The organism is Pedobacter sp. UYP30 (assembly GCF_040547165.1).
Taxonomy (GTDB): domain Bacteria; phylum Bacteroidota; class Bacteroidia; order Sphingobacteriales; family Sphingobacteriaceae; genus Pedobacter.
Genome location: NZ_JBEPPD010000017.1, coordinates 69,986 through 86,132 on the forward strand (window position 1 = coordinate 69,986; position 16,147 = coordinate 86,132).

Sequence of the window (16,147 nt, forward strand, 5' to 3'; positions counted from 1 at the left end):
TTTTTATTACCAATATGATTATGACTTGGTTTTTAACCCAAATATGATTTTAAAATCTTACTTCTAGAAGTATGGCGCAAACGTTGTAGCGCCTTGTCTTTTATCTGTCTTACCCGTTCTCGCGTAAGGTTAAATTTTTCGCCAATTTCCTCTAACGATAGTGGATGGTTAGATCCAAGTCCGAAAAACAAGACAATAATTTCTCTCTCTCTTTCTGTTAAAGTAGACAGTGAGCGTTTAATCTCTTCTGATAGCGATTCGTCTATTAATGAACTGTCCGTATTCGGCTCGTGATTTTCCAATACATCTAGCAAAGTATTTTCTTCTCCCTGTACAAACGGAGCATCCATAGAAACATGACGTCCAGAATTACTCAACGTATCAGAAATCTTTTCAACTGTAGTTTCTAAAATCTCTGCCAATTCTTCTGGAGATGGTTCTCGCTCGTACTCTTGTTCTAGCTTAGAAAAAGCTTTGCTAATTTTACTTAACGAACCTACTTGGTTAAGCGGCAAACGCACAATTCTACTTTGCTCTGCAATAGCTTGTAAAATAGACTGGCGAATCCACCAAACAGCATAGGAAATAAATTTGAATCCTTTCGTTTCATCAAAACGTTTTGCTGCTTTTATAAGACCTAAGTTTCCTTCATTAATTAAATCTCCCAAGGTAAGCCCCTGGTTTTGATATTGCTTTGCTACAGAAACAACAAAACGTAGATTCGTTTTTGTTAAACGTTCTAACGCTGCCTGATCACCCTCCCGAATTTTTCTAGCTAAAATTACCTCTTCTTCTGCCGTAATCAAATCCACCTTTCCAATCTCGTGCAAGTACTTGTCTAATGACTGACTTTCGCGATTTGTGATGGATTGTGTAATCTTGAGTTGTCTCATTTATATGTTTTGTGCGCTATATAATATTTTCGGTTTGCAAAGTTACGAAAAAATCATCAAATTTAAAAGTTAAAATATTGGAAATGTAAACTTTGCGATCGATGTGTTAATCCCTTTTAATCCACAACAATCATTCCAATTAAATGTTTGGTATAACATTTTGCTGGTCTTTCTATCCTTTTTTTGCCGTCGATAATTCATCAATTACGCGTGCCATTCCGAAAGTTGAACATTTAAAGTAGGGTGGGGTAATGAAACATTAAAAAAGCACTTAATCTATTTCAGGATGTTTTCATAAACCGCAATTGGCCAATATTAATTGTTGAAATGGTTGCTATGTTTTAAAGGCAGCGTTGTCGAAAAAAAAATGCCCGAAAGCCAAATAACTTTGTGGGCATTTAAAAGTGTCAAATTTCTTTGATAAAAAAAGTCGTGTTAAAATCTCACTCCAAACGTCAAGAACATATTATTTCTGTCACTTTTAATATTGGCAACTGGTTCAGAGAAATCCTGTAATTGATACGGAGCCGAGTTGAAATTAGTTTGATAGTTTTGATAAGCTAAATCAAAGTAATAATTCTCAATGCGATAACCAATGCCACCAGTAAAATATTGACCTTGGTAAAATGAATTATCGCCACCCTTAACGCCATTCCCATTTATACCATAACCACCCCTTAAACTAATCTCTGGGCTAACCTTAATTTCCGCACCCACGCGATAGTTTATGGTTTCCTTATAAGAATTTTTTATAAATGCATTTGTGCTGTTAATAGTAGTTTGACCAGAACCATTATCGGCACTAAAGCGCATAGATGAATAATCAACATAATCTATATCTGCGGAAATTAATGCAGTTCCTGCAATAATATAACTTAATCCTGCTGAGGCTTTTAGTGGGGTGCGTAAATTATAATTGAAAGGATAATTTCTGCCAGGATTATTTGAGTTATAATTTGCCAATTGGCTGTTTACGGTTTCGTCTGTATTGTCTTGAATACTCATCCAAGTTGGCGATTGAAAGTTCAGTCCAATTCTAAACTCACTAACTGGCCTAAAAATCATTCCAAGTTTCAGGTTGAAACCACTTCCTTTTGTGTCTTGATTTCTAAGATGAGTTAGGGTATAATCTTCATTTCCAGCATAACCTTTAACAGGATCGAAGGTATTAACAAGACCAGATTCGGTATAAGTAGCTTCGCTTGAATATCTAACATTAACAAAGCTTGTAGTTGCACCAATGTAGATTTTGTTTCCAAAATTTAATGCGCCAGCTAAATTAATTTCTGAAGTTGAACCTAATCTATTTTCTTTCCAATTTTGATTAAAACTCGAATTTTTATAAGGCTCGGCAGAATAACTGTTTGGATAGTTGGTGGCATCTTTATTAATTAAGTAACTATTGTATGCATCACCTGCAATCGTTTGATCTACGCCAGAACTATTTGCTTGCTCTGCAAAAGCATCTCTAATGGAACTATTCGTGTTGGTGCCATTGTAGCTAATGTTATTCAAAAAATCATTGTTTCTTGTATAACTGATCCCGAATACGGTACTAACCAAACCCTTGTTCAATTCGCTACCTTTATTTTTAAAAGCTGGGCTATAAAATACTGCGCCAATATTGCTAAGATTTAATTGACTTTTAGTTTCTTTAGTTCCTGTTCCTAGAAATTTGCTATTATTTGATACAGAATTGAACTCGGGAGTTAAGCTGAACTCTGATTTAGTAAATAACCCTAATCCAGCAGGGTTAGCGCTTATAGAGCCTATGTCTCCGCCAACGCCGATTTGAGCGCCTGCCATACCTTTAAATCTAGCAGAACTTCCGTAATTGGTTTGAGAAAAACGAAATGCATCTGGAGCATAACTCTGAGCGTGCGATGCCCCAATAGTGGCTACTGTAGCCACTATTGAAGCTAGTATATATTTTTTCATGTTATGTGTTCAAATTAAATTAACCTCTTCCTGCCCTTGTTGGAGCACTACCGCCACCGCCGCCCGAAGAACGGCTTGGAGCAGGTGAAGAAGAGGGTGAAGGTGTATAACTTCCGCGAGGGGGTCGGCTGGTCGGCTGACTTTCTGGCTGAGGTCTGCTTTGAGGCTGTGGTCTACTTTCTTGAGTTTGAGGTCTGCTTACTTCACCTCTACTTGGTCTCGAACCGGCACGGTTGGGTTGGCTATTAGTATTGTTTGCAGAACCTCTCGCTGGTCTTCCAGTTGCATCGAGCGTTGGCCTGCCATAGTCTCCTTTAGGTGTTACGCTGGTCCTTGCTCTGTTGCCCCCGCTGTATGCAGCTTGGTTTTCGCCCCCGCTACCCGGTCTTGGTCTATAATTTTTGTTGTTGGTGTAAACGCCGCCGTAATAGCCACCGCCACCGTAGCCATATCCGCCGCCGTAACCATAATAGCCGCCGCCGCGGCCAAAAGCATCATAGTAGGAGTAGGGTCCCCAAGAGTTGTACCCATAAAACGGGCTACCAAAGTAGCTACCATAATAAAATGGGTTATTCCAAATTCCGCCGTAATATCCTAATCCGTAATTAAGGCCATAGCCAGAATTCCATCCCAATCCATAACCAAATGAATTTCCATAGTACAAATTATCAAAATAGGGATCGTAATAAGAGCGCCAAGAGTAGCCGTTAGAGAACCTGTTTATTCTAGAGGCGTAATCCATATCTAAATATGGGTTGCTCGTTCCGTAATAACCATCGTCATAAACGGTTGTTTTTTGCTCGGCTACTGGCGCATAAACCACTTCTTGAGCTTTTGCTGTCGTGTTGTAAACATCGTCAGTTGCCGAATTACTGGCCAACTTAGGTGTCGCGCAAGAAGCCACCATCCCAGCAGTGGCAATCAGCGCAATTTGTAAAAAGTTAATTGGTTTCATTTGTGTTTATATTTAGTGTTGTGTGTGTCTAAAGAAATCAAATCAACACAATATACGTTTTTTTCACTAAATTATCGTCAGAAAACTGTAGAATTAGTTTTAAAAGCTATTGTGGTGTTTTTTGCTCATAAAGTTATAGATTTGTGGCTAAAGTTTATCTGTTTTTCATTACAAATTGCGTTCCAAAATCGTATATGAGCAAAGAAGTTACAAAGCGGGCTGTAGATTACTCGCAGTGGTACAATGATATCGTAATTAAGGCCGATTTGGCTGAACATTCGGCAGTTCGTGGTTGTATGGTTATCAAGCCAAATGGTTATGCCATTTGGGAAAAGATGCAGGCTGTTTTAGACAAAATGTTTAAAGATACTGGCCACAGCAATGCTTACTTTCCCCTTTTTATCCCAAAATCTTTTTTCAGCAAGGAAGCGTCTCACGTAGAAGGCTTTGCAACAGAATGTGCAGTAGTAACACATTATCGTCTTAAAAACGATGGAAATGGCAATATCGTTGTAGATGAAACAGCTAAATTAGAAGAGGAACTTATCGTTCGCCCAACCTCAGAAACCATTATTTGGAATACCTACCGTGGATGGATACAATCTTACCGAGATTTACCTTTACTTATTAACCAATGGGCAAATGTGGTAAGATGGGAAATGCGTACGAGGTTATTTTTGCGCACGGCTGAGTTTTTATGGCAAGAAGGACATACCGCACATGCAACAGCTCAAGAAGCGATAGAAGAAACAGAAAGAATGCTCCACGTATATGCAGACTTTTTAGAAAATTACATGGCCGTTCCAGTAATCCGTGGGTTAAAATCGCCAAATGAACGTTTCGCAGGTGCGTTAGAGACTTATTGCGTAGAGGCGCTTATGCAAGATGGCAAAGCATTGCAGGCTGGCACTTCACACTTTTTAGGGCAAAATTTCGCAAAAGCGTTTGATGTTAAGTTTACGGGGAGAGATGGTAAGTTAGATTACGTTTGGGCCACCTCGTGGGGCGTTTCTACCAGGTTGATGGGTGCGCTTATTATGGCGCATAGCGATGACAGCGGCCTAATTATCCCACCTAAATTGGCGCCCACACAAGTGGTTATTGTGCCTATTTATAAAACCGACGAGGAACTAGAAAAAATATCTGCCTTTGCAAAAGCATTAATCGAGAAATTGAAACAAGCAAATGTTTCGGTAAAGTTTGATGATAGAGATACCCAAAGACCCGGATTTAAGTTTGCAGAATATGAGTTGAAAGGCGTGCCGATAAGGATTGCGGTTGGTGCAAGAGATATGCAAAACCGAGAAGTAGAGATTGCGCGTAGAGATACTAAAGAGAAACAAACCGTGCCGCAAGCCGATTTAGATGAATATATTGTGCGTTTGCTTGACGATATACAAACAAATATGTATACTAAGGCTTTAACATTTAGAGATAGCCACATTACCAAAGCAGATAGCTACGACGAATTTAAAAAATTGCTTGATGAGAAAGCAGGTTTCATTTCGGCGCATTGGGATGGCACCGCAGAAACAGAGCAGAAAATTAAAGAAGAGACAAAAGCAACCATACGTTGCATACCGCTAAACAATACCTTAGAAGATGGTGTTTGCATCTATTCTGGTGCGCCGTCTATCCAACGCGTATTATTTGCGAGAGCGTATTAGAGTTGAAAGTTAAGTATTAAAAGTTAAAAGTTCGAAGTAGGTAACCGGGGTTGAGGAATGCAACTCAAATCTCAAATCTCACTTCTCATATCTAAATATTGAAAAAATGAAATTTGGAACGAAAGCAATACATGCAGGACAACACCCAGATCCTACAACTGGGGCCGTAATGACCCCAATTTATCAAACCTCTACGTATTGGCAAAAATCGCCTGGCGACAATAAAGGTTATGAATATTCTAGGGGAACAAATCCAACACGTAAAGCTTTAGAAGATTGTATCGCAGCTTTAGAAAACGGAACTTATGGTTTGGCTTTTAGTAGCGGTATGGCTGCTACAGATGCGGTAATGAAAATGCTCCAACCCGGCGATGAAGTGATTACCGGGAACGATTTGTATGGAGGTTCTTATCGGATATTTACCAAGGTGTTTGCCAATTATGGAATAAAGTTTCATTTTTTAGATTTATCTAAGCCAGAAAATATTTTGCCTTATGTAAATGAGCACACCAAAATGGTTTGGGTAGAAACGCCTACCAATCCAACCATGCAAATTGTTGATATAGCGGGTTTAGCGAAATTTACTAAAGCTCATGATCTAGTTTTTGTAGTAGACAACACATTTGCATCTCCATACCTGCAAAACCCGATAGATTTGGGTGCAGATATAGTAATGCATTCTGTTACCAAATACATTGCCGGCCACAGTGATGTGGTAATGGGCGCTTTGGTAACCAACAATAAAGAGTTATACGATAAACTTTGGTTTGTGTACAATGCTTGTGGCGCCACGCCAGGTCCGCAAGATTCCTTTTTGGTTTTAAGGGGAATTAAGACCTTGCATTTACGTATGCAAGCCCATTGCATAAACGGCGAAAAGGTTGCTCGGTATTTGAAAAATCACCCTAAAATTGATAAAATTTATTGGCCTGGATTTGAAGACCATCCAAACCATAATGTTGCCAAAAAACAAATGCGCGGTTTTGGAGGAATGGTTTCAATCAGTCTAAAAGATGCAGATTTGGCAGAAACGTTTAGAATTGCTTCGAACTTTAAGGTTTTTACCTTGGCCGAATCTTTAGGGGGAGTTGAATCTTTAGTAAACCACCCAGCTTCTATGACGCATGGCTCGATCCCAAAAGAGGAACGAGAAAAAGTTGGCGTAACCGATAGTTTATTAAGGCTAAGTGTTGGCGTAGAGGATATAGAGGATTTAATACAAGATTTGGAAAACGCATTGAAGTAACTCTGATGCGTTTGAAAATGATAAACGGTAAATTTTGGACTTTTTATCCCTTAAGAATTTTTTAGACGAAAAAGTCGACCAATACAATAGGCCCGAATTTATAAACGATGACCCTATTTGTATTCCACACTTGTTTGAAAAAAAGCAAGACATCGAAATTGCGGGTTTTTTTGCCGCAATTTTTGCCTGGGGGCAACGGAAAACCATTATAAATAAATGCCGTGATTTGTTGGCTCGTATGGATAATTCGCCCTTCGATTTCGTAGTAAATCATACCGATGCTGATTTGAAGGGTTTGTTAGGTTTTAAACATCGAACATTCAACGATACCGATTTACTTTATTTTATCTCGTTTTTTAAGTTTCATTTTTCACATTCAAGGAGTTTAGAAGACGCATTTATCTCGCAGAGCGGAAAATATTTAGATGGTTATTTAAACAATGCAACATTTACCGAGGAGGCCCAGCAGGAGGGAAGCGTTTGTTTCGCTGCTGAGCTGAATTTTAGTATCGAGCACGCATTGAACAATTTTAGGCAATACTTTTTTTCATTAGAATATTATCCACCCAGAACGGTAAAGCATATTTCGTCGCCAAGGCAAAATTCTACTTGTAAAAGATTAAATATGTTTTTGCGCTGGATGGTAAGAAAAGACGACAAGGGGGTAGATTTTGGTATTTGGACTAAATTAAATCAACAAAGCTTAATCTGCCCTTGTGATTTGCATGTAGATAGGATTGCCAGAATATTAGGTTTGATTGATCGAAAACAAACAGATTGGAAAACTGCCGTTGAGCTAACCCATCATCTCCTAGCATTTGATAAAAACGACCCAGTAAAGTACGATTTTGCACTTTTTGGGCTTGGTATAGAAAAACATGAGGCTTTTTATGCAAAGAGATAAAATCTGGCACTGCCGCTTGTTTTTTATTAAATTAATAATGTGTACTGGCTTTAAAAATTTATGTCTGACTTGATTTTAGGTTTTTCCGCTCATTTAACATGGAACTAAGAATTAGAAATTATTATTAGGATTTAATTAAAATAAAACTAAATTTGTATACTAAAACAGACTTTTTAGAGCGTTTTTGAATATTTAAAGGATTCGTTTAAATTGAGCAGTTTGGTAAATTAAGTTGTACAGTAAAAAAGTGAGGGCGTAAAAAGCCCTACCTTATATGAATAAACGAACAAATTTAAATAGATTAACCATTCTCATTGCGGACGATCAAGAAATAGTTTTACGTGGATTAAAGGGGCTTTTAAACGATTTTTGGCCAGGTGCAGTAGTACGCCAAGCAAAAACTGTAGCTGAACTGATTATAGAGGTTAGGAAAAAGCCCACGGTAATTATCACTGAAGTTACCTTACCAGAAGCCTACGGCGTAAAATTGATGAAGCAAATTTTAGATGCGCAAGTTGGAGCGAAAGTTTTAGTGTTTTCTACCTTAAATGAAAGCATATATGCAATGCCTTACCTTAAGCATGGAGCTGCTGGTTATCTGTTAAAAAACGCACCAGAAGGCGAAATTATCGCTGCGTTAACCACTGTGCTAGCTGGTAGCAGGTACTCTAGTAAAAACATCAAGGAGAGCATGTTCAATAGCGCTTTTGGAACTGTAGAAAAAGTACCTTTTGCTAAACTTTCTGCCCGAGAGCTAGAAGTGGCAGAGTTACTTGTAAAAGGTGATGGAGTGTTGGATATTTCTAAAAAACTTAATTTGCAAATGGGCACGGTAAGCACTTATAAGCTTAGGCTGTTCCAAAAATTAAAAGTTAAAAACATCATCGAACTAGCAGAAACTATTGCCGTTTATCAGCGTTGATCCAATTGATTTCTTAAATCTTGTCAGGTAAAAAAATTTCTGCAAGCATGCATCGGGCGCTTCCCCCGCCATTTTTTTCTATCGTGTAGAGTGGAGCATAAATAATTCTACCAAATTTTTCTAGCTTATCTATCTGTTCTTGATTAAGTGTTTTAAACGCTTGTTCAGACATCACAATTAATTTTTCGTCAGCTTTATTTTTGATCTGCAGCACATTCCCGGCAAACTGATTCATTTGACCGAAGGTGATTTCTATAATTTCTTTGCCAGTAGTGATTAAGCTTTCTGTTATCTTTTCTCTTTCTTGTTTATCAGCAATCGCCGCTGTGCAAATTACTGCAAAATCGTCTGCCACGCACATCATTACGTTGCTGTGGTAAATTGGCGCATGATCTTGATCTGTTCCATGAAAGGTTATGGCCTTGTAATTGGTTTCCGCACAAAAATCTTCGATGACTTTTTCGCTAGTTCTTACTGACAGACAAGCGTAGGCAATTTTGTGTTTCCGATCTAGCACCAAACTCCCCGTACCTTCTAAAAACAAATTTTCGTGCTCGTAAAAACTTAGGTCGGTTACTTTTTTAACGTAGAATTTCTCTTTAAGCATGTCTACCACATCAGCGCGACGCTCTACCCTGCGGTTTGGAGAAAACATTGGGTACAGAATCACTTCTCCATCTTTATGCATCGATATCCAATTGTTTGGGAAAATAGAATCTGGTGATTCTGGTTTCAGGGTATCTTCAATCACCAAGACATTCACACCGTTTTTTCGAAGCATAACTACATATCCATCAAATTCTTGCAAGGCAAACTCTTGAACCTTGGTGTGCGTTGATTTTTCTTGAAACATGTTGTTCGCCGCCGTTTGCTTATTAAACTTAAAGTCTACCGGGCGAATCATTAATAGGTGGCTGGTTGCGGGCATTGTTTTTAATGTATCGAAATTTAAAATAAACGTGTGTTTTTGTACGTGTTTAATCCTCTAAGCGGTCTCTCAAAATCGGCATACTCATACAATGGAAACCGCCACGTGCACGAGACAACTCTGCCGATGGCATTAAAATGAGCGTATCTGTAATGGTTTCTACATCAACTTTGCCTGCCTCTAAATCGTTTATCAAGTCTTTAACTTTCACAATGGCATAGCCCGCATCTTTAAATGCTTCAACGGTTTTATCATTTCTATCATAGCCAATTACAACGCCTTCTTTAATGGCGAGCAGGTTGCAAGAATCTGTCCATTGTTCCCTAGAATCATAAGGGAAAGAATTGTTGCCACTATAAATAATTTTGGTGGGTTCGGTGCTTTTTAAATCGTTCTGACTTATGTCATTAAGCAAAGCTTCTACATTTTGGAAAATTTTTGGTTCGCCTGGGTTTGTTTTGGTGAATTGAATTGCCGTTGTTGCCTCCAATCTTTCTGGTTCTTTTAAGAAGTTTATAGGCTCTTGCAAATTATATTTTGGAGAATGTGCAATGGAGTTTAAAATTACCCAAGTGTTACGTTTTACCTGTGTAAAAACGGTGTCTAAGTGCATGTAGTCTCTTTTACTCGGAATTTTCACTACGGTAACTTTTTCTACTACATCATTATCAAATAGCAGTTTAATGGCTTCATTTGCGCCATGTTCTGATGTTCTTTCGCTACAACCAATTAACACATGGTTTGGCGAAACCACCATCACATCTCCACCTTCTAAAGTAGTGCTAAAGGCAGGTTCATCGCCAGGCCTCAAAAAATGCATCGTTACGTCTGGTATTTCTAATACAAAATCTTGATGGCCTTCGAACAACGCGTGATTGAAAAAAATATAACGCATCAATAATGTTTCTCTAACCCTGGCCTTTTTTGCTGGTTTATTAATAAGAATGAAGTTGTTTATGGTCGTCCCAACATCGCGTGTAAAAATTAAGTTTGGAATCGGAGCAAAAATCATCTTATCATTTGCAAGCGTTCCAGAGATTAAAATTTCTGCAAGTTGTGCAGGCTCAGTATCTATAAGCTCTAATTGCACTTTATAAGTGATGCCTTCTATTGCGCAAACAGCCGCGACCAATTTTTTTCTGATTAATTCCTGTTCCAAAATTTCGGTCAACAAAATCTGGATTTCTATAACCGAATTTGAGTGGTGGAAATCGGTACTTTTTGGTTTGTAAAACGCGCGTTTGGCTAATGGATTATCTATTTCTGCAAGCTTACCTTTAATTTTAGATGGATCTAAAAAGTACATCAACAGTTTTAAATAGTAATCATATTCTTTTCTTCTAATAGTGTCCAAATGTACAATGTCTTCAAAAAGCCAGTCTTGGGCTTTAGAAGGAACTACTTTCCCCAATCCGCTGTCTGGACTGTGAATCAATAGCTTACGTAAACGACCAACTTCGCTGGTTACCTGTACAGTATCTTTTTTTTTATCCATTTTTAACATATCAATTCCTATAATTTACTCAGACCAATCGAAGTGTCCACAACGTTTGTTTGGTTTTAAATGTCAAATCTAAAATTCTTCAACAACTAGCTCGATTGAATAGTTGCTTCTCAATGAAGATATTAATTTGTTTGTTCAAAAGATAAAAGTAAATCAATTTTTCTGATTAAAAAGGCAAGTATGTCGGTTCTAAGTTAAATGTGCCTTTTTTTGCTTAGCGTTTTTAGCTACTTTTGACACATGGATTTTATTTACGATGCCACACATAAAGCTGTATTGAAACTTTACCAAGAGGATGTTTCTCCCAGCTTGATAAACATAACAGATACCCGGAAAGAATTTAATGGACAAGTAACTGTGGTGGTTTTTCCTATTACCCGTTTTTCTAAAAAGTCGCCAGAACAAACCGGAACCGAGATTGGCGAATATTTAAAGAATAATGTTGCAGAAATTACAGATTTTAACGTTGTAAAAGGGTTTTTAAACCTCAGTTTAAGCGAAGAGTTTTTTTTGAAGCATTTTAACGAAGTTATCTCTGCCGATGATTTTGGGCAATTTCCCTCAAACGGAAAGAAAGTAATGGTAGAGTATTCTTCGCCAAATACAAACAAACCGCTGCATTTGGGGCATGTAAGAAATAACTTATTGGGGTATTCTGTGTCTAAGTTGTTAGAAGCTTATGGTTACGAAGTAATTAAGGTTAACTTGGTAAATGATAGGGGAATACATATTTGTAAATCAATGCTTGCTTGGCAGAAATGGGGCAATGGCGAGACACCAGAAAGTAGTGGATTAAAAGGTGATCATTTGGTTGGAAAATATTATGTAATTTTTGATCAAGAGTATAAAAAACAAATAGCACAGCTAAAATTAGAGGGCCTGGAAGAAGAGCAGGCCAAAAAGACCGCGCCACTAATTGTAGAGGCTCAACACATGTTGCAAAAATGGGAAGCTGATGATGTTAGCGTGATGCAGCTTTGGAATATGATGAATGAATGGGTGTATGCGGGCTTTGCAGTTACTTATGAGAACTTAGGTGTAGACTTTGATAAATATTATTTTGAGAGCAGCACCTATTTACTCGGAAAAGATACGGTAAAGGAAGGTTTGGAAAAAGGTGTTTTTTTTAAGAAAGACGACGGTTCTGTTTGGATTGATTTAACCGAAGAAGGACTTGACCAAAAACTGGTGTTGAGGGCAGATGGAACTTCGGTTTATATTACCCAAGATTTAGGCACAGCTAAAATGAAGTATGATGATTTTGCCATGGACGAATCTATTTACGTGGTGGGCAACGAACAAGATTATCATTTCAAAGTGCTGTTTCTCATTTTGCATAAACTTGGTAAGAGCTGGGCAAACGGCCTTTATCATCTTTCTTATGGCATGGTAGATTTGCCAAACGGAAAAATGAAAAGTAGAGAAGGCACGGTGGTCGATGCAGATGAACTGATAGAAAGCATGGTGGAGACAGCTAGGGAAAAATCTGTGGAACTTGGAAAAATAAGTGATTTTAGCGAGCAGGAGAAAGAAGAGCTTTATAAAAAGATTGGTCTTGGCGCTTTAAAATATTTTCTATTAAAAGTTGAGCCAAAAAAGCGACTGCTGTTTAATCCAGCAGAAAGCATAGATTTTCAAGGAAATACAGGGCCTTTTATTCAATATACCCATGCAAGGATAAAATCGCTGTTAAGCAAAGCCGATTACAACAGTGCTAAATTAAATTCAAAGTTTTCTGGTATAGTTGAGGTGGAGCTTGATATGATTATTTTATTGGCCAAATATCCCGCAGAGGTAGAAATTGCGGCAAAGGCTCACAGCCCGGCAAGTTTGGCCAATTATTTATATGAGCTGGCAAAATTGTTTAACAAGTTTTATCATGATGTGCCTCCAATTATAAAAACCGAAGAGAAGGATGTAAAACAGTTTAGGCTTAATCTTTGTAAAAAGACTGCAGATGTGCTCAACGCGGGCTTATCAATTCTTGGCATCAACGCTCCTGAACGGATGTAAGGCTATTATTTTTAATTGTGGAACGCGTTAGAAATTAATTATGGCTGTTGAAACGGAGAAATTCTATGCTAATTTACCAGTTAACAGGTTGTCGTTAAGTAAATTGATGCTGAATGAGCGTCTGTTTTTTAATGTGCCTAACGATTGGTTTGTAATTATTACAGACATAGAGCAATCTACAGATGCAGTACATGCCGGTTTACACGAAAATGTAAACCTCGTTGCAACTGGAAGTATTGTCGCCTTGTTAAACATAGCTTATAAAAACGACATCGTTGTTCCGTTTTTTTTTGGTGGAGATGGCGCAACTTTTCTGGTGCCGCCAAACATTGTAAACGATGCAATGAAAGCGCTGCTTATTTATAAAAAAAATACCCTTAACGCTTTCAGTCTAAGTTTAAGAACTGGTATTGTAGCGGTTAAAGAAGTTTATAAACAAGGCCATGTGCTTCGCATTAGCAAATTTGCAAGTTCTGGCAACTTGGTTACGCCAATTGTTTTGGGCGATGGCTTGGATTATGCAGAGAAAATAATTAAAGGTGATGACTACCTGTATTCGGGTGTGGATCCTCAAGATTACGAGCCAGATCTTTCTGGTATGCAATGTAGATGGGATAAGATAGAACCTCCTAAAACGAATAACGAGATTGTAACCTTAATAGTCGTTTCAAGAGACCATGTTCATCAAGCCAATTGCTTTGCTGCGGTCATCAGTTTTATCGATAAAATTTATGGGATGCCAGAGATGCGCCAACCGATATCTGTGTCTAAATTGGTATTTAAAACAAGCTTTAACAATCTCGGCCGCGAGATGAAAAGCCAGCTTGGCAAAATTAATATACTCAAACTGCTTAAAACCTATTTAACTAATTTCTATGGGTATGTGTTCTTTAGAACAGAAAAAGGGAAAAAATATTTACGGCGATTGGTAGAAATGTCTGATACGCTTGTGGTAGACGGTAGAATTAATACGGTTATTACAGGTTCAGAAACTCAACGTTCTGCGTTGGTGAAAGCGCTGGATAAAATGGAAAAAAACAGCGAAATTTTATATGGCTTGCACATAAGTTCGGCGTCTGTAATGAGTTGTTATGTTAGAGATTTAGAAGATGACCACATCCACTTTATAGACGGTGCCGAAGGTGGTTACACCAAAGCTGCTGCCGTATTAAAAAAGAAAATCAACTCTTTAATCAACTAGTTGCTTCAGTTGCAGAGGCTGCTGGTTCGATAACCACATGCTTAATCACTGCGAACTTTTCTTTTACCTTATTTTTTATCTGTACGATACGCTTTTCAATTTCTTGCGTATTCATGTCGTTTTTAAAGTTGATGATCAATACCAGCATCACTTCATTTGGCGATTGATAGGTAGATAAAAGACGCGTTACAGCTACAACGCTTTCATCTTCTACCACAGTTGATTTTACCTCATTTTGAAGTTTTTTGGATAATCCCTCACCCATAAGTAAGCTTCTGTTTTCTCTACCTAAAATTAGGCTGACCAATACAAGCAAAACTCCAACCAATACCGAGGCCAGCCCGTCTAACCACGGCAAGCCATAATGATGGCTAAAAAGCATCATTATAAATACTATAAGCAAACCAAGAACTGCTGCACCATCTTCGAAAATAACAAGAAAACCAGCTGGGTCTTTGCTGTTAATAAAAGCTTTCCACCAAGCAACACCCTTGCGGGTTTCGTTAAATTCGTTTACTGCTATAATTAAGGAAGCGCCTTCAAATAAGAACGAAAGCCCTAAAACTACATAATTCCAAGTGGGGCTTTTTAATTCTTCGGGATTTATAATATGATAAATGCCTTGCGTAATAGAAACCACTCCACCCAAGGCAAAAATCATAATGGCTACAATGAACGACCAAAAATACAGCTCTTTTCCGTAGCCGAAAGGATGGCGTTCATCTGCAGGTTTTTTACTTTTCTTTAATCCATAAAGCAGTAAAAGCTGGTTGCTGGTATCAACTGTAGAGTGAATTCCCTCGGCAATCATAGAAGAACTGCTGGTGAAAGCGCCTGCCACAAATTTGGTTACAGCTATAAGCAAATTTGCAGCTAAGGCGCTATATATAGATTTGTTAGCTCTCGCCAATTAGCCCAAAATTTGGTTGATGTGCTTCAATTCTTCTTCTGTAAACTTGGTGTTTTCTATTGCTTTTGCAGAATCGAGCACCTGTGCTGGCTTGCTTGCTCCAATTAAAACTGAAGTAATACGTTCGTCTTTTAAAATCCAAGACAAAGCCATTTGTGCTAAATCTTGTCCACGAGACTGTGCCAGCTCGTTTAGCTTAGAGATTTTTGTTAAAGTTTCTGGAGTTAAGTTGCTTTCTTTCAAAAACACACCACTTGTGGCTATTCTAGAATCTTCTGGAATGCCATGAAGATATTTATTGGTAAGCAATCCTTGCGCTAATGGCGAAAAAGGAATACAACCAACGCCATTTTCTTCGAGTACATCTAGCAATCCGTCTTCTACCCAGCGTTCAAACATAGAGTACTTTGGTTGGTGTATAAGGCAAGGGGTGCCATTCTTTTTAAGTATTTTGATGGCTTTTTTTGCTTCTTTTGGGTGATAATTAGAAATGCCCACATAAAGTGCTTTTCCTTGTTGCACCATTAAGCTTAAGGTATCCATAGTTTCTTGCAGCGGCGTTTCGGGATCGGGGCGATGATGATAAAATATGTCTACATAATCTAGCCCAAGTCTTTTTAAGCTTTGATCTAAGCTGGCGACCAAATATTTTTTCGAACCCCAATCGCCATAAGGGCCATCCCACATGGTATAGCCAGCTTTGCTAGAAATAATCATTTCATCGCGATAAGCTGAAAAATTCTCTTTTAAAATTTTCCCGAATACAGTTTCTGCAGATCCCGGAGGCGGCCCATAATTGTTTGCCAAATCGAAATGGGTAATTCCGTGGTCAAAAGCGGTTGCTATAAGGTTTTTGCTGTTCTCAAAATCATTTACAAACCCGAAATTGTGCCAAAGTCCTAAAGACATGGCGGGTAGCTTTAAGCCGCTTTTTCCGCAGCGGCGATACTGCATTTTCTCGTACCTGTTTTCTGTAGCTGTATGTTCCATCGTATTCTTTTTTTGCAATTATACCAATTTCTAATGAAAAATAAGTTTTGGTAAGCATTGCGAGTTAGGCAAAGAC

13 protein-coding genes are annotated in these 16,147 nt (G+C 38.2%); 6 read left to right on the forward strand and 7 right to left on the reverse strand.

Annotated elements, in window-relative coordinates; all coding sequences use genetic code 11:
• Positions 1-32 precede the first annotated feature (32 nt).
• The 3 genes from ABIB40_RS16460 to ABIB40_RS16470 form a co-directional block, all read right to left on the reverse strand.
• Positions 33-893, reverse strand: coding sequence for a sigma-70 family RNA polymerase sigma factor (locus tag ABIB40_RS16460; protein ID WP_354360485.1), 861 nt, complete (start codon positions 891-893; stop codon positions 33-35).
• A 435-nt stretch (positions 894-1,328) separates the two neighbouring features.
• Positions 1,329-2,831 (reverse strand): OmpP1/FadL family transporter, encoded by a 1,503-nt coding sequence (locus tag ABIB40_RS16465; RefSeq protein WP_354360486.1) that lies wholly within the window; start codon positions 2,829-2,831, stop codon positions 1,329-1,331.
• Between the two features lie 19 nt (positions 2,832-2,850).
• Complete coding sequence (locus ABIB40_RS16470; RefSeq protein ID WP_354360487.1) at positions 2,851-3,786, reverse strand: hypothetical protein; 936 nt, start codon at positions 3,784-3,786, stop codon at positions 2,851-2,853.
• A 194-nt stretch (positions 3,787-3,980) separates the two neighbouring features.
• On the opposite strand from ABIB40_RS16470, the gene proS reads away from it, so the two are divergent.
• From proS to ABIB40_RS16490, 4 genes are all read left to right on the forward strand, one after another.
• Positions 3,981-5,453: a proline--tRNA ligase gene (proS, locus tag ABIB40_RS16475; protein WP_354360488.1), complete on the forward strand. Its 1,473-nt coding sequence runs from the start codon at positions 3,981-3,983 to the stop codon at positions 5,451-5,453.
• 106 nt (positions 5,454-5,559) lie between these two features.
• Complete coding sequence (locus tag ABIB40_RS16480) at positions 5,560-6,699, forward strand: cystathionine gamma-synthase (RefSeq protein ID WP_354360489.1); 1,140 nt, start codon at positions 5,560-5,562, stop codon at positions 6,697-6,699.
• 34 nt (positions 6,700-6,733) lie between these two features.
• Positions 6,734-7,603 (forward strand): TIGR02757 family protein, encoded by an 870-nt coding sequence (locus tag ABIB40_RS16485; RefSeq protein WP_354360490.1) that lies wholly within the window; start codon positions 6,734-6,736, stop codon positions 7,601-7,603.
• A gap of 274 nt (positions 7,604-7,877) precedes the next feature.
• Positions 7,878-8,525, forward strand: a complete 648-nt coding sequence (locus ABIB40_RS16490; protein WP_354360491.1) for a response regulator — start codon at positions 7,878-7,880, stop codon at positions 8,523-8,525.
• Positions 8,526-8,538: 13 nt separating this feature from the next.
• Here ABIB40_RS16490 and ctlX read toward each other — a convergent pair whose 3' ends face one another.
• Together ctlX and ABIB40_RS16500 are read right to left on the reverse strand one after the other, a co-directional pair.
• Positions 8,539-9,453 carry a citrulline utilization hydrolase CtlX gene (gene ctlX, locus ABIB40_RS16495; RefSeq protein ID WP_354360492.1) on the reverse strand — a complete coding sequence of 305 codons (915 nt, stop codon included), beginning with the start codon at positions 9,451-9,453 and terminating at the stop codon, positions 8,539-8,541.
• A 49-nt stretch (positions 9,454-9,502) separates the two neighbouring features.
• Positions 9,503-10,948 (reverse strand): arginine deiminase family protein, encoded by a 1,446-nt coding sequence (locus ABIB40_RS16500; RefSeq protein ID WP_354360493.1) that lies wholly within the window; start codon positions 10,946-10,948, stop codon positions 9,503-9,505.
• 249 nt (positions 10,949-11,197) lie between these two features.
• Between ABIB40_RS16500 and argS the strand changes: the two genes are divergently transcribed.
• Both argS and ABIB40_RS16510 read left to right on the forward strand, forming a co-directional pair.
• The gene (argS, locus tag ABIB40_RS16505) at positions 11,198-12,970 is read left to right on the forward strand and encodes an arginine--tRNA ligase (RefSeq protein WP_354360494.1); all 1,773 of its coding nucleotides are present in this window, start codon (positions 11,198-11,200) and stop codon (positions 12,968-12,970) included.
• 40 nt (positions 12,971-13,010) lie between these two features.
• Positions 13,011-14,171, forward strand: coding sequence for a DUF3095 domain-containing protein (locus ABIB40_RS16510; RefSeq protein WP_354360495.1), 1,161 nt, complete (start codon positions 13,011-13,013; stop codon positions 14,169-14,171).
• Here ABIB40_RS16510 and ABIB40_RS16515 read toward each other — a convergent pair.
• Both ABIB40_RS16515 and mgrA read right to left on the reverse strand, forming a co-directional pair.
• Positions 14,164-15,081, reverse strand: a complete 918-nt coding sequence (locus ABIB40_RS16515) for a cation diffusion facilitator family transporter (RefSeq protein WP_354360496.1) — start codon at positions 15,079-15,081, stop codon at positions 14,164-14,166. The two genes, ABIB40_RS16510 and ABIB40_RS16515, sit on opposite strands and share 8 nt — an antisense overlap.
• On the reverse strand, positions 15,082-16,071 hold the full coding sequence (mgrA, locus tag ABIB40_RS16520; RefSeq protein WP_354360497.1) for an L-glyceraldehyde 3-phosphate reductase: 990 nt from the start codon (positions 16,069-16,071) through the stop codon (positions 15,082-15,084). It abuts the gene before it with no gap.
• Positions 16,072-16,147 lie beyond the last annotated feature (76 nt).

Coding starts and splice junctions, on each gene's coding strand:
- ABIB40_RS16460 (WP_354360485.1), bottom strand. CDS start 893: ATGAGACAACTCAAGATTACACAATCCATCACAAATCGCGAAAGTCAG.
- ABIB40_RS16465 (WP_354360486.1), bottom strand. CDS start 2,831: ATGAAAAAATATATACTAGCTTCAATAGTGGCTACAGTAGCCACTATT.
- ABIB40_RS16470 (WP_354360487.1), bottom strand. CDS start 3,786: ATGAAACCAATTAACTTTTTACAAATTGCGCTGATTGCCACTGCTGGG.
- proS (WP_354360488.1), top strand. CDS start 3,981: ATGAGCAAAGAAGTTACAAAGCGGGCTGTAGATTACTCGCAGTGGTAC.
- ABIB40_RS16480 (WP_354360489.1), top strand. CDS start 5,560: ATGAAATTTGGAACGAAAGCAATACATGCAGGACAACACCCAGATCCT.
- ABIB40_RS16490 (WP_354360491.1), top strand. CDS start 7,878: ATGAATAAACGAACAAATTTAAATAGATTAACCATTCTCATTGCGGAC.
- ctlX (WP_354360492.1), bottom strand. CDS start 9,453: ATGCCCGCAACCAGCCACCTATTAATGATTCGCCCGGTAGACTTTAAG.
- ABIB40_RS16500 (WP_354360493.1), bottom strand. CDS start 10,948: ATGGATAAAAAAAAAGATACTGTACAGGTAACCAGCGAAGTTGGTCGT.
- argS (WP_354360494.1), top strand. CDS start 11,198: ATGGATTTTATTTACGATGCCACACATAAAGCTGTATTGAAACTTTAC.
- ABIB40_RS16510 (WP_354360495.1), top strand. CDS start 13,011: ATGGCTGTTGAAACGGAGAAATTCTATGCTAATTTACCAGTTAACAGG.
- mgrA (WP_354360497.1), bottom strand. CDS start 16,071: ATGGAACATACAGCTACAGAAAACAGGTACGAGAAAATGCAGTATCGC.